The sequence below is a fragment of the Streptomyces ferrugineus genome (assembly GCF_015160855.1).
In the GTDB taxonomy this organism is placed as follows: Bacteria; Actinomycetota; Actinomycetes; order Streptomycetales; family Streptomycetaceae; genus Streptomyces; species Streptomyces ferrugineus.
In genome coordinates this window covers 4176608-4190284 of sequence record NZ_CP063373.1, presented here as the reverse complement: position 1 = coordinate 4190284, position 13677 = coordinate 4176608, and the positions used below count along the sequence as shown (strand labels likewise).

General features: G+C 71.6%; 12 protein-coding genes. 4 read left to right on the top strand and 8 right to left on the bottom strand.

The features are described 5' to 3' along the window. Nucleotides 1–36 precede the first annotated feature (36 nt). Complete coding sequence (locus tag IM697_RS19155; RefSeq protein ID WP_228044970.1) at nt 37–684, bottom strand: TNT domain-containing protein; 648 nt, start codon at nt 682–684, stop codon at nt 37–39. Between the two features lie 312 nt (nt 685–996). On the opposite strand from IM697_RS19155, the gene IM697_RS19150 reads away from it, so the two are divergent. Then, nucleotides 997–2391 carry an MFS transporter gene (locus tag IM697_RS19150; protein WP_194048921.1) on the top strand — a complete coding sequence of 465 codons (1395 nt, stop codon included), beginning with the start codon at nt 997–999 and terminating at the stop codon, nt 2389–2391. Nucleotides 2392–2464: 73 nt separating this feature from the next. Here IM697_RS19150 and IM697_RS19145 read toward each other — a convergent pair whose 3' ends face one another. The 4 genes from IM697_RS19145 to lnt form a co-directional block, all read right to left on the bottom strand. Beyond that, the gene (locus IM697_RS19145) at nt 2465–4411 is read right to left on the bottom strand and encodes a helix-turn-helix domain-containing protein (RefSeq protein ID WP_194048920.1); all 1947 of its coding nucleotides are present in this window, start codon (nt 4409–4411) and stop codon (nt 2465–2467) included. A gap of 75 nt (nt 4412–4486) precedes the next feature. Next, nucleotides 4487–5296, bottom strand: a complete 810-nt coding sequence (locus IM697_RS19140) for a 3-hydroxybutyrate dehydrogenase (protein WP_194048919.1) — start codon at nt 5294–5296, stop codon at nt 4487–4489. A 54-nt stretch (nt 5297–5350) separates the two neighbouring features. After that, nucleotides 5351–5830, bottom strand: a complete 480-nt coding sequence (locus IM697_RS19135; protein WP_194048918.1) for an NUDIX hydrolase — start codon at nt 5828–5830, stop codon at nt 5351–5353. A 68-nt stretch (nt 5831–5898) separates the two neighbouring features. Continuing rightward, on the bottom strand, nt 5899–7509 hold the full coding sequence (lnt, locus tag IM697_RS19130; protein ID WP_194048917.1) for an apolipoprotein N-acyltransferase: 1611 nt from the start codon (nt 7507–7509) through the stop codon (nt 5899–5901). Nucleotides 7510–7809: 300 nt separating this feature from the next. Between lnt and IM697_RS19125 the strand changes: the two genes are divergently transcribed. Next, the gene (locus IM697_RS19125) at nt 7810–8877 is read left to right on the top strand and encodes an O-antigen ligase family protein (protein ID WP_194048916.1); all 1068 of its coding nucleotides are present in this window, start codon (nt 7810–7812) and stop codon (nt 8875–8877) included. Between the two features lie 111 nt (nt 8878–8988). Here IM697_RS19125 and IM697_RS19120 read toward each other — a convergent pair whose 3' ends face one another. Both IM697_RS19120 and IM697_RS19115 read right to left on the bottom strand, forming a co-directional pair. Continuing rightward, the gene (locus IM697_RS19120) at nt 8989–9531 is read right to left on the bottom strand and encodes a hypothetical protein (RefSeq protein ID WP_194048915.1); all 543 of its coding nucleotides are present in this window, start codon (nt 9529–9531) and stop codon (nt 8989–8991) included. A gap of 106 nt (nt 9532–9637) precedes the next feature. After that, on the bottom strand, nt 9638–10423 hold the full coding sequence (locus tag IM697_RS19115; protein ID WP_194048914.1) for a glutamate racemase: 786 nt from the start codon (nt 10421–10423) through the stop codon (nt 9638–9640). Nucleotides 10424–10480: 57 nt separating this feature from the next. On the opposite strand from IM697_RS19115, the gene IM697_RS19110 reads away from it, so the two are divergent. After that, nucleotides 10481–11656 carry a glycosyltransferase gene (locus IM697_RS19110; RefSeq protein WP_194048913.1) on the top strand — a complete coding sequence of 392 codons (1176 nt, stop codon included), beginning with the start codon at nt 10481–10483 and terminating at the stop codon, nt 11654–11656. Here IM697_RS19110 and IM697_RS19105 read toward each other — a convergent pair whose 3' ends face one another. Continuing rightward, nucleotides 11657–12925: a TerD family protein gene (locus IM697_RS19105; RefSeq protein WP_194049770.1), complete on the bottom strand. Its 1269-nt coding sequence runs from the start codon at nt 12923–12925 to the stop codon at nt 11657–11659. A 300-nt stretch (nt 12926–13225) separates the two neighbouring features. Here IM697_RS19105 and IM697_RS19100 point away from each other — a divergent pair, with 300 nt between their 5' ends. After that, nucleotides 13226–13660: a DUF6643 family protein gene (locus IM697_RS19100; RefSeq protein ID WP_194048912.1), complete on the top strand. Its 435-nt coding sequence runs from the start codon at nt 13226–13228 to the stop codon at nt 13658–13660. Nucleotides 13661–13677: the final 17 nt, after the last annotated feature.

The following is a 13677-nucleotide window of genomic DNA, read 5'->3' as shown; positions in this document are numbered from 1 at the left end:
CCTCTCGGAGTACCCGCTCGAGTGTCTGCCGGTGGCTCACGAGGGGACGCGGGCCAGATAACCGTGGTCCAGGAGCCAGTTGACGTTCAGACGCTGTCCCTCGCCCGGATCCAGGAAAGCCGGGTCGAGCTTGATCTGTTGTCCACCGCCCGGCTGCTCGAACCAGGGAGCGATGGAGCCCTGCCAGACGACGAACGGCTTGGTCACCTTGTACAGGTGATAGTCGCACGGGAAGGCCGCGTCCCGGGTGTTGAGGTTCTGCGGGGGCAGGGCGCGCTTGGCGTACGCGTCACCGGCGGGGGCGAGATACGAGCCGTACTCGGAGCCGAAGCGGTCCAGACGCTGGCCGTCGACCAGTAGCTTGGGGGCCTTGTCGACGGTGCCGTTGACCTCGGCGAAACCGTCGTTCGGCGGGTACTTCCAGCTGCCGGTGCCGGCAGGCCCTTGCCAGTACTTCTCGAGGAACTCGGTGGAGGACAGCTTTCCGGTGCGATGGTAGTGGTTGAGCAGCGGCCCCACCGGCTGCTGCCACTTCCGCGGCAGGTGCTTCGGACCGAGCCGCTTGTCGCCCTCGAACTCGCCTGTGCAGGGAGCCGGTGCCGTGGCGACGGCCCGAGGAGCGCCCGGCTCGGCCGGGGCCGCCTGGGCGGAGGGCGCGGCCGCGAGGGCGGCGGTGACGCCCATCGCGGCGAGGACGGCGCGGATCTTCAGGTCGGTACGGCTGCGCTCCACACGGCTTCCTTCGACGAGGCTGTCATTGGGTGGCACATAGTAATGATTCATCAACGGATGGTGACTGATCTCTTAGGTGTGAATCAGCCATTCCTGGGATGCGCTCAAGGAAGTCGGTGGCAGGGACGGCCCGTGCCGACATAGGGGCAACACGCACACCCCGCCCCCGAACTATGTAGCCCCACCACATGTGCCCCTGACCTGCGCCTTCCTACGGTGTGCGAACACATACCCGTCCCCACCGCACACGAGGAAGTGGCGCACATGGCCTCCGGAACCACCGCTCCCCCACCACCCGCGAACCTCCGTCGCATCGTCGCCGCCAGCCTCATCGGCACCACCATCGAGTGGTACGACTTCTTCCTCTACGGGTCGGCCGCCGCCCTCGTCTTCAACAAGCTGTTCTTTCCGGACTCCGACCCTCTCGTCGGCACTCTGCTGTCGTTCCTGACGTACGCCGTCGGATTCGCCGCACGGCCGCTGGGCGCTCTGGTCTTCGGGCACTACGGTGACCGGCTCGGCCGTAAGAAGCTGCTGGTGTTGAGCCTGCTGCTGATGGGTGGGGCGACCTTCGCGATCGGACTGCTGCCGACGCACGCGACCATCGGGTCCGCGGCGCCTGTGCTGCTGACCGTGTTGCGGCTGGTGCAGGGCTTCGCACTCGGTGGTGAGTGGGGCGGGGCCGTGCTGCTGGTGTCGGAGCACGGGGACGCGCGTCGGCGTGGCTTCTGGGCCTCGTGGCCCCAGACCGGTGCGCCCGCGGGACAGTTGCTGGCGACCGGTGTGCTGTCGCTGCTGACGGCGGTGCTGTCGGACAGCGCCTTCGGAAGCTGGGGGTGGCGGATCCCGTTCCTGCTCTCCGGTGTGCTGGTGATCGTCGGTTTGTGGATTCGTCTCTCTGTCGATGAATCGCCTGTCTTCAAGCAGGCACTGGCGCAGGCGGAGGCACGCAAGGCCACAACCGCCTCCGCGGCCGATGCCGAGAAGCTGCCGCTGGTCTCCGTGCTGCGGCACCACTGGCGTGATGTGCTGGTCGCGATGGGCGCGCGTATGGCGGAGAACATCAGCTACTACGTCATCACGGCCTTCATCCTCGTCTACGCCACCACGTCCGCCGGTGTCTCCAAGCAGACCGCCCTCAACGCCGTCCTGATCGCCTCGGCCGTGCACTTCGCCGTCATCCCGGGCTGGGGTGCGCTGTCGGACCGGATCGGTCGCCGTCCCGTCTATCTGGTGGGCGCGATCGGCGTCGGGCTGTGGATGTTCCCGTTCTTCTGGCTCATCGACACCGGCGGTTTCGGCAGTCTGCTCCTCGCCGTGACCGTGGGTCTGGTGTTGCACGGCGCCATGTACGCACCCCAGGCCGCCTTCTTCTCCGAGATGTTCGCCACCCGGATGCGCTACTCCGGTGCCTCGATCGGTGCCCAGTTCGCCTCGGTCGCGGCGGGCGCTCCCGCACCGCTGATCGCCACCGCGCTGCTGTCCGACTACGGCAGTTCCACCCCGATCGCGCTCTACGTCATCGCCGCTGCCGTCCTGACGGTGATCGCGGTCGGCGCGGCCAAGGAGACCCGTCACCGGGATCTGGCCGACATCGCCCCTTCGGCCGCCGATGCCGAGCCCGCGGCGGCCCCGGCGACGGACGCGCACACCGTCTGATCTCCGGCCCCTGGTCACCGGCTCACGCGGCCGGCCCGGGAATCCGACCCCCGTACGCCCGTGCGTGCGGGGGTCAGCGCTGTGTCGGTGCCGACAACCGGTGCAGACGCAGGGCCAGTTGGATCTCCAGGACGCGCGCCGGGCTCTGCCAGTCGGCGCCCAGGAGGCGGCCGACGCGCTCCAGGCGCTGCGCGACCGTGTTCACATGGACGTGGAGTTCGTCCTTGGTGCGGGCCGGGCTCATTCCGCAGGCGAAGTACGCGTCGAGGGTGTGCAGCAGGTCGGTGCCGCGGCGCTCGTCGTAGGCGACGAGCTGGCCAATCGTACGGTCGACGAAGCCTGCGATGTCCCGGTCCCCCGCCAGCAGCAGCCCCAGGAATCCGAAGTCCTCGGCGGCTGCGCCGTCCCCGGAACGGCCGAGCAGTCGCAGTGCGTCGAGGCAGCGCCGGCTCTCCTCGTAGGCGGCGGCCACGGTGTCCGGGCGGGCGGCCAGGTCCTCGACCGGGGCGGAGGCGCCGACGCTGACGGCTTCGTGTACGGCCGTACCGAGGTGCCGGGCGGCGCGGCGGGCCACGGCGGTGGCCGTGTCTCCCGATGCGAGGGGCAGGAGCAGTACGGTGCCGCCGTCGCGGGCGGCGGCCAGTCCGTGCCGGGTCGCGGCGAGGTGGGACGCGGCGGACCACAGGCGTCTGCGCGCGGCTGCCTCCTGGTCGGCGTCGGCCGCTGCGGCGTCGAGACGGGCGGCGAGGACGACGTGGGTGGCGTCGAGGTCGGCGTTCAGCCTCGCCGCGCGCTCGCGCAGCAGCCGGGGGTCTCGGTCGCGGGCGTCGAGGAGGTCGTCCAACAGCTCGCCCCGCACCCGCTGTTCGGCCTCGGCCGCGGAGCGCCGGGCCAGGAGCAGAAGAGAGGTGACCGTCGCGGCCCGTTCCAGGGTGCGCTGGTCGACGGGGTCGAGGCCGGGCTGGCCGCGCAGCACCAGTGCGCCGAGGAGTTCGCCGCCCGCGACCACGGCGGCGATCCAGTCGTCGGCGTGACGTACCGCGTGGCCTTCGGCGCGGGATGCCTCCAGGGCCTCGGCCGGTGTGGCGGTGACCTCGGTGAACTCGACCGCGCCGTCCAGGACTTGGGAGACGGCGGCGGCCACGTCGTGCACCCCGCCGCCGTGCAGTACGAGTTGGGCGAGCCGGTCGTGTACGTCGGAGGCCCGTTCGATGACTCCGCTGCGGTCCCGGATGATCTCGTTCGCCCGCTCCAGGTCGGCGAGGGCCGAGCGGGTCTCGGTGAGCAGGTTCGCGGTGTCGATGGCGGCCGCGGCGAGGGCGGCGAAGGAGCCGAGCAGCGCGATCTGCTCCCGCTCGAAGACCCGGGCGCGCCGGTCCGCCGCGAAGAGGACCCCGATGACATGGTGCCCCAGCATCAGCGGCACCCCGAGGATGGCGACCAGCCCTTCGTCGCGCACTCCGGCGTCGATGGTGAGGGTGTGCTGGAAGCGGTCGTCCTTGAAGTAGTCGTCGGTGACATAGGGGCGGGCGGTCTGCGCGACGAGTCCGCCGAGCCCCTCCCCCATGCCGAGCCGCAGCTGCTGGAAGCGGGCGGCGACCGAGCCCTCGGTCACCCGCATATAGGTGTCGCCCCGGGCCGGGTCGTTCAGGCTGAGGTAGGCGACGTCCGTGCCGAGGAGTGAGCGGGCGCGCTGCACGATCGCCTGTAGTACGGCGTCCAGGTCCCGCAGTCCGGCCAGGTCGTGGGCCGTCTCGAACAGGGCCGACAGCTCGGCCTCGCGTCGGCGCCGTCCCTCCAGCTCGGAGCGGACGCGCAGCGCGAGCAGCTTGGCCTGTTCGAGGGCGACGATCTGCTCGGTGGCTCTGCCCTCGGCACGGGCGAGCAGCGCCGGCTGCTCGTAGGCGTCGGCGGACGCTCCCCGGGCCAGCAGCTCGAGAAACGGTGTCTCGACGCTGCTCAGGGGCGCTCCGGCTGCGGCGGCGGAACGCTGGTCGGGGTGCACGTGATCGCGGGACATGCCGACAGGATTGCTCATCGCACCGTCGTCCCGTCAGCCCTGTGGACAACTCGGAACACGGCCGGCCCCAGCCGGTCAGTGCGCGGTCCAGCCACCGTCGAGCACCAGCGACGTGCCGGTCACGAAGGAGGACTGTGGGCCGCACAAGTACGCCACGGCCTCCGCGACCTCCTCCGGTTCGATGAGCCGCTTGACGGCGCTGTCCTGCAGCAGCACCTCGGACAGCACCCGCTCCTCGGGGATGCCGTGCGCCCGGGCCTGGTCGGCGATCTGCTTCTCGACCAGTGGGGTGCGCACATAGGCGGGGTTCACACAGTTGGAGGTGACGCCATGGGGTGCGCCCTCCAGGGCGGCGGTCTTGGAGAGTCCTTCCAGGCCATGTTTGGCGGCCACATAGGCCGACTTGAATGCCGAGGCGCGCAGCCCATGGACGGAGGACACATTGACGATCCGGCCCCAGCCCTGCCCGTACATATGGGGCAGGGCACCCCGGATGAGCCGGAACGGCGCCTCCAGCATCACGGTGAGCACCGTGTGGAAGACGTCGGGCGGGAACTCCTCGATGGGCCGCACCAGCTGCAGCCCCGCGTTGTTGACCAGGACGTCGGTGCCGGCGGCGGCGAGTTCGGCGGCGTCCAGGTCGGTGAGATCGAGGACATGTGCTTCCACCGCGCCGGCGAGCCCCCGGGCCCGCTCGGCGAGCTCCTCCAGGCCCGCGGCGTCCCGGTCGACCGCTCTGACCTTGGCCCCTGCGGCCGCGAGCCGTAGCGCACAGGCACGGCCGATGCCACCGGCGGCACCGGTGACCAGCGCGGTGCGGCCGCCGAGGTCGAGCGGGGAGGGCGAGGACGGGCCTCGGGCCGGGAGGGTGCTGGGCGAGGTCATGGCTCGACCCTAGGCAGCACCGCCACCAGGCCACATATGGTTGCCGCACATACTTCAGTCCGAGGCCATAGGTTCAAACCACGTGGGTTCGTCGGCCAGTGCTTGCTTGATCCGAAACAGCTGACGCTCGTCCATCTCGGGCAGCGCGTCCACCTCGAACCAGCCCACCTGTACGGACTCGTCGTCGTTCACGCGGGCCTCGCCGCCGACGGCGCGGCAGCGGAAGGTGATGTCCATGAACTGGCACATGTCGCCGTTGGGATAGGTGACCTGGCTGCCGGACCTGACCAGCACGACCCGCTCGGCGACGCACCGCACGCCCGTCTCCTCCTGCACCTCGCGCACGGCGCAGTCGGCGGGCTGCTCGCCCGGGTCGGGGATGCCGTTGATCACCGTCCACTTGTGGTTGTCCGCGCGCTGCCCCAGCAGGACCCGTCCCTCGTCGTCGAAGACGACGGCACTGATCCCGGGGAGCCACAGCAGTTGGTGGCCGGCCGAGGCCCGGATCGTACGAATGAAGTCAGGAGTAGCCATGGCCCCGACCCTAACGGGCCGGTGGGGGCGCCCCCGGCGAGTTCCGGGGGCGTGCGACCGGCGTACGGCTACACGTCACCGGCGCGCCGCGCGCGGAGCCCGGCGCCGATCGCCCAGCCGAGACCGCCCGCGGCGACGACCAGCAGGGCGATCTCCGGCAGGATGCCCAGCCGCGTGGCGGGCGTCTCGCTGGAGCGCAGCGGGACCTCCTGGACCAGCGAGTCGGCGACGAACATGCCCGTCCGCTGCGTGATCTTCCCGTCCGGCATGATGATCGCGCTGACACCGCTGGTCACCGGCACGGTGACGGTCCGGCTGTGCTCGACGGCGCGGACGCGGGACATGGCGAGCTGCTGATAGGTCATCTCGCTGCGGTCGAAGGTCGCGTTGTTGCTCGGCACGGAGATCATCTGCGCGCCGTCGGTGACCTCGGAGCGGACCGCCCAGTCGAAGGCCGCCTCGTAGCAGGTGACCAGGCCGACCTTGGCGCCGTCCATGGTGAACACGCCCGGCTCACTGCCCCGGCTGAAGTCCTTGCGGACCATCGAGGTCCAGTTCTCGTTGATCGCCCCGACGAGCGAGCGCAGTGGCAGGTACTCGCCGAAGGGCTGGATCTGCCGCTTGTCGTAGGTGTCGACGGGTCCCTTGACCGGGTCCCACAGGATCTGCTCGTTGAGCAGCTTTCCGTCCCGTTCGACGACACCGCCCACCGAGATGGGCGCACCGATCGCCTTGGCGGCCGTGTCGATGACGGCACGGGCGTCGGCGTTGGCGAAGGGGTCGATGTCGGAGGAGTTCTCGGGCCACAGCACGAAGTCGGGCTGCTCGGCCTTGCCCGCCTTGATCTCAGCGGCCAGGCGTTCGGTCTCCCGCGCGTGGTAGTCCAGTACGGCCCGCCGCTGGGAGTTGAAGTCCAGCCCCGCGCGCGGCACGTTGCCCTGGATGACCGCGACGGTGGCCGTACCGTCCTCGGCCTTGTCGCTGACCAGCGGCCGCGCGGCCACGGCGCCCACCACGGGCACGGCCACGCTCAGCAGGGCCACGGCCGCAGCGGACCGCTGGATGGCCCGAGTGCGCCGCCGTTGAAGGACCAGGCGTACGAACTCGTAGAGCCCGAAGCCGCACAGGACGATCGCGAAGCCGAGCACCGGCGTGCCGCCCACCGCGGCGAGCGGCAGGAAGAGACCGTCGGCCTGGCCGAACGCGATCTTGCCCCAGGGGAAGCCGTTGAACGGAGCACGCGCGCGCGCCGCCTCTCCGGCGATCCAGAGCGCCGCCGCCCACAGCGGCCAGCCCGGCAGCTTCGACACCGCGGCGACGCCCGCGCCCACCAGCGCGACGAAGAGCGCCTCGATCGCGGCGAGCGCGAGCCAGGGGCCGGGCCCGACCTCCACTCCGGTCCACACCAGCAGCGGCAGCAGGAAGCCGAGGCCGAAGAGGTAGCCGAGGCCGAGGCCCGCCTTCCAGCTGCGGCCGCGCAGCACCCAGCCGAAGACGGCGAAGGCCGGCAGGGCCAGCCACCACAGGGTGCGCGGCGGGAAGCTGACGTAGAGCAGCACTCCGGAGAGCGCCGCGGTGAGGGCCGGAACCAGGCGCACGAGCCGTGCCACGCGCGAAGCGGGCGCTATCTGCGGCTCCAGTTGGTCCGACTCGTCCACGGAGGTTGCGGTGACGGTCACTCCGGGAGTGTACGGCGGTTGACCTTGGCACGGACAGCGCGGCCCGGCGGCGACGGGGTCCTGGGCGGGCCCGAGCGGTACGTATGGTTCCGGGCGAGTACGGACCGTGGCGAGAAGCCCGGCCGCGAAGCCGTCGACAGACCGACGCATCGTTCCTGCACGACACGTCCACAAATCGACCATAAGCCGTTACGGTATGCCGGAGCCTCAGTCGTACCGGCCGGTGGGGTCCGTCCGGGCGGCGAGGGTCCGTCACAGGTCGGGGGACCGGTTTCGGGGGGCGGGTTGGGTGTCGCGGGGATGACGTCTGTGGCAGGTCCGCATGAGGACGGTGACAGACGAAACGTTTCTGACGCGGCGGGCGTGGTGGTGCTGGGCGCCTGCGCCGCGTGGTCGCTGGTGTCGGCCGCCGTGCACGACGGCCGCCCCGAGGGTGTGCTGCTGGCGATCCTCGCCGTGGCCGCCGGCTACGCCGCGGGCCGGATCGGCGGGGCGCTGCTGCCGGTCGCCGCGCCCTGCGCGGGGGCTCTGGGCGGAGTGAGCCTGACGGTGAGCGCTCCGCATCTCTCCCCCGGCCCGCAGATCGTCACCCCCCTGGGCCACGCCGGGGCCACCGCCGCCGTACTGACCCTCTCCGTCGGCGCCGCCTGCTGCGCCGCCTGGGCCACGACGTCGCCCGCCCTGCGCCTGGGCCTACGGGCCCTCGCGGCCGGAATCGCGGTGACCGCCGCCGCTCTGGGCTCGACCAGCGGCTTCGTCATCTGCTGCGCGGTCCTGCTGTGCTCGCTCGCCGCCGGCCGCATCCGCCGTCGCGGCCTCGGCATCGCGGGACTGGCCCTGACCGCGGCCTCGGTCACCGGCCTGACCTGGGCGATCGCAGCGAACGCGGTGCCCGGCGGGCTGTTCGCCCGGCTGGAGGACCAACTGACGGCCCACCGGATCGACCTGTGGCACGACGCACTGCGCCTGGCACGCGAGGACCTCGCCCTGGGCGTGGGCCCGGGGCGCTTCAGGGAACTCGGCACGACGGCGACCAGGACACTGCTGTCCGACGGCAAGCCGCACTCGGCGCCCCTCCAGCAGGCGGCGGAACAGGGCCTCGTCGGCGTACTGCTGCTGGCGGCGGCCTTCTGCTGGATCCTGTTCGCACTGTGGCGCACCACCCGCCCCACGCCGGTCGCACTCACCGCGGGTGCGGCACTCACGGCCGTGGCGGCGATCGCCGCGGTCGGTAACGCGCTCAGCTTCACCGCGGTGTCGGTCGGCGCGGGTCTGCTGGCCGGGCTGGCCACGGCACGCCCGATCGCCGTCGAGTCATCGCAGCGCGAGGACGACACTCATGCGCGTGGAGACCGGCTGTCCCCATGATTCCGTGAACGGCGGTGTAGCGGATCCACATGGTGCCAACCGACATACGGAGCTGTGGCCGACGCACATGGCTACTCGGACCACCAAGCCAGGAACCCGATCACGGCCTCGTCAGTGCGCGGTTCCAGCCGCCCGCATCCGCAGTCGCTCCCTGATCACGCTCACGGCCGTCTCCGCGTCGTCCACGGTGATCGTGAACGTGTGGCCGTCCCACAGCCGCAGCACCAGACCCTCACCACGCCGTACGACGACCGCGGTGCCCTTCTCGGGTCGCCACCTGTAGCCCCAGCCACCCCAGTGCCGCGGGGTCACATGGGGCACGAAGTCGGCGCCCACCACCTCGGACAGCGGGATGCGGCGGCGCGGCACACCGATGTGGCCGCAGCGCACCTCAAGGCACTCCTGGTCGACCTTGAGGGCCACATGCACGAAGGCCAGCGTGCCGAAGAGGACCAGCACCCCGGCCGCGATACAGCCCACGACGGCCATGGCGAGCGGCGCGCCGCCGCCCGTCCACGGCGAGTCGACCGCCAGCTCGATCCCGAGCGCCATGCAGGCGGCGCCGATGAGTGCCAGCAGCCACTGGACCCGGTTGGTCGCCCGCCCGGTCCAGACATCGGGGTGCGGGTTCCTGCCGTGGGGGTGGTCCCTCATGGCTATGAGGTTACTCAGGTTTCGCTGCGCCGGTACCTCGACGCAGAGGGTGACTGCGCCGACCGGGAAACCCGCGGACCATACGCGTCCGCTTTGTGACCGTCGGTCACTGCGCGGGGCTGACCGCTTGGAGCAGACGGCCTTCGTCGTAGATCAGGGCGGGCTCGGGGAGCTCGCCCTCGCGGCCGCTCAGCAGCACGGTCAGGGTGCCGCTCGCCTCGGCCTCGGGGGTGGGCGGCTCGCCGAGCCGACGCAGCGCCTGGGCGGCGACCGCTCCGGCGGAGCCGTGCAGGACGAGCGGCGGGCGGCCGGGGCGCTGGACGGCGGTGCGGATGCGTTCGGCGACGAGTTCGTAGTGCGTGCAGCCCAGGACGACGGTCGTCACGTCCGCGGGGGTCAGCGCGGCGGCCGCGGCGACGGCGGCCTCGATCGCCGTCTCGTCCGCGTGCTCGACCGCTTCGGCCAGCCCGAAGCACGGCACCTCGGTGACGGGGACGCCGTCGGCGAAGTCCTTGATCAGTCCGCGCTGGTAAGGACTGCCGGTCGTGGCGGGCGTGGCCCAGATCGCGACGGGGCCGCCGCCGGCCGCGGCCGGCTTGATGGCCGGGACCGTGCCGATGACCGGTATGCCGGGTTCGAACCGGGCGCGCAGGGTGGACAGGGCGTGCACCGAGGCGGTGTTGCAGCCGATGATCAGTGCGTCGGGCCGGTGCGCGGCGGCGGCGTCGGCGACGGCCACGGCGCGCCGTGTGAGGTCTTCGGTGGTTCGGGGCCCCCAGGGCATGCCGTCGGGGTCCAGTGAGAGCACGAGGTCCGCGTCGGGTCGCAGCCGTCGTACCGCGGCGGTGGCCGCGAGCAAGCCGATTCCGGAGTCCATCAGCGCGATCTTCACCCGGCCACGATAGACGATGGGCCGTTGCCGGCCGCTTCGGTGGGGCAGACTTCGCGCGTGAGCGCCATCGCGTGGACCGCCGCCGGATCACTGGCCGCCTGGCTGTGGCTGCTGCTGTGCCAGGGCTTCTTCTGGCGTACTGATGTCAGGCTTCCGCGGCGGACGCGGCCGGACGAGTGGCCGTCGGTCTGCATCGTGGTGCCGGCGCGCGACGAGGCCGCGGTCCTGCCCCGGAGCCTTCCGTCGCTGCTCGCCCAGGACTACCCCGGGCCTGCGGAGATCTTCCTCGTCGACGACGGCAGTTCGGACGGCACCGGGGAACTCGCGCGCGAGCTGGCGCGGAAGCACGGCGGACTGCCGCTGACGGTGGACTCCCCCGGCGAGCCGCCCGCCGGCTGGACGGGCAAGCTCTGGGCGGTGCGGCACGGCATCGGCCTGGCACGCGCGCGTGCCCCCGAGTACCTCCTGCTGACGGACGCCGACATCGCGCACGCGCCCGACAGCCTGCGGGAGCTGGTCGCGGCGGCCCGCAGCGGCGGCTTCGACGCCGTCTCGCAAATGGCGCGGCTGCGGGTGGAGAGCCTGTGGGAGCGGCTGGTCGTGCCCGCCTTCGTGTACTTCTTCGCGCAGTTGTATCCCTTCCGGTGGATCGGCAGGAAGGGGGCGCGGACGGCGGCCGCGGCCGGCGGCTGTGTGCTGCTGCGTACGGATGCCGCCGAGCGGGCCCGCGTCCCGGACGCCATCCGGCACGCCGTCATCGACGACGTGGCGCTCGCGCGGGCCGTCAAGCGCGGCGGCGGCCATATCTGGCTGGGGCTGGCCGAGCGGGTGGACAGCGTGCGTCCGTATCCGCGGCTGCGCGATCTGTGGCGGATGGTCTCGCGCAGCGCGTACGCCCAGTTGCGGCACAGCCCGCTGCTGCTGGCCGGGACGGTCGCCGGGCTCGCGCTGGTGTATCTGGTGCCGCCCGTGGCCGTGGTCGCGGGCCTGGTCGGTGCGGATGCGGCGACGGCGGCCGCCGGGGGCCTCGCGTGGCTGGTGATGACGGGGACGTACGTACCGATGCTCCGTTACTACCGCCAGCCGCTGTGGCTCGCTCCCCTGCTGCCGTTCACCGCGTTCCTCTATCTGCTGATGACGGTCGATTCCGCGGTGCAGCACTACCGGGGGCGCGGCGCGGCCTGGAAGGGCCGCACCTACACGCGCCCGGACGCCCTGCCCGACGAGGGCTGACTACTTGCGGCCGGGCGTCCAGTTCATGCCCCACCCGTAGGCGTGGTCGACCGTGCGCTGCGGGCTGACCCCGCGCTCGGGCACCAGGTAGCGGGCCTCGCGCTGGACGATCAGGTCGTCGCCGGTGTTGGTGATCAGGGCGAGGGCACACACCGTCGAGGGGACCGTGCACTCGTCGAGGGAGAAGTCGACCGGGGCGCCGTGCTGCGGTGTGAGGGTGACCGTGGCGTGCAGGTCGGCGAAGGAGCGCGCCCCTTCGTAGATGGTCACGAAGACCAGGATGCGCCGGAAGGCCTGCTGGTGATCGAGGTTGATGGTGAGGTTCTCGCCGCTGGCCACGGCACCGGTGCGGTCGTCGCCGTCGAGGTGGATGTACGGCGGCTGGTGCAGGGCGCCGTAGGCGTTGCCGAGGGACTGGATGACCCCCTTCCTGCCGTCGGTCAGTTCGAACAGGGCGCACAGGTCGAGGTCGAGGTCGTTGTGCATGGCGACCGGGCGGCCCAGTTTGCTCGCCCAGCCGGAGAACTGCTTGCGCACCTCCCAGTTGAGGTTCACGCGCATGGTGCCCGAGGTGCCGCCCTGCTTGGTCAGCGAGACCGAGGGGGCTGCCTTGGTGAGCGTGACCTTGCTGAGGCTGACCGGCGGCGCCTGGGGCGGCGGAGTCGGGGCGGCCGGCGGCATGGCGGGCGGCGGCGTGGTCATCGGGGGCGCCGCGGGCGGGGGCGACGTCAGGGTGGACGGCGTCTGCTGGGGTTCGTCGACCGTGATGCCGTAGTCGGTGGCGAGGCCCTCGAGGCCGCTGCCGTAGCCCTGGCCGACGGCGCGGAACTTCCACGCGCCCTGGCGGCGGTAGAACTCACCGAGCACGAAAGCGGTTTCGACGGTGGCGCCGTCGCTCTCGAAGCGGGCGACGGCGGTGCCCTGCGCGGCGTCCTTGACGTCGATGCAGAGGTCCGGGACCTGACCGAACGTACCGCCGTCCGCGGAGGCGGCGAGGATGACGGTCTCGATGGCGGGCTCCACGCGCGCGAGGTCGACGAGCAGGCTGTCGGTCACCCGGCCGCCGGCGTCCCGCTTGCCCTCGTGCCGGACGGCGCCCGAGGAGTGCGTCGCCTGGTTGTAGAAGACGAAGTCCGCGTCGGAGCGGACCTTTCCGCCGACGAGCAGCAGTGCCGAGGCGTCCACGTCGGGCACGCCGGGTCCGGAGCGCCAGCCCAATTCGACTCGCAGTGCCGTCGTCGGCACCGGCGCATTCGATCCTTTCGGCATTGTCATGTCCGCCCCCATCGCCTGATCGCCGTGCCAGGGATGTCCCGGCCGCCCATTGGGTTCTCTCTACAGGGTCAACCTATTCCCCGCCACGTCGGACTCCGATCAGGGGCACGGCAACACTGGTGGTCAACCACCGGTAACCGGCCCGGAACTCGGCATTTACACGATCCGAACGCCGATTGGCGTCCCTTTTTGCCAAGTTCGCTCGCATTGGGGATCCAGCGTCACTGCAGACACGTAAAACAACCCTCTTATCGGTCTCCCCAACCAGCACATCGTGGGCTTAACGTATGCGCCATGACCTCCCCCCGCTCCACCTATGGCGGCGGCTACTACTCCGCCTCCTTCCCGGACACCCCGATCTACGACTCGCTCGTGGCCGAGCGGGGTACCCCGCAGATCGCCCCGATCCGGGTCCCCGCCGCCTACGACACCCCGGGCAGCAACCTGCCCGCGCTGCCGTCGGCGCTGCCCGCCCTCCCGGCGGCCCCGTCCCAGCCCTCCTACGGTTATCCGCAGGCGCAGCAGCCCTCCCCGCTGCAGCAGGCGCCCGCGGCCTACATCCCGCAGCAGGCGGCCGCGCCGCGCGGCTACCCGGGTCCGCAGGCCCAGCAGCCTCGCCCGGTGGCCCCCGGCGGCACGGGCTACGAGGCCATGCGCCCCGCGGCTCCCCGCCCCGCCGCGGCTCCCTATCAGGACCCGTACAACAACCAGCAGTACCGCGGCTACTGAGCTGTCCCCAGGGCTGT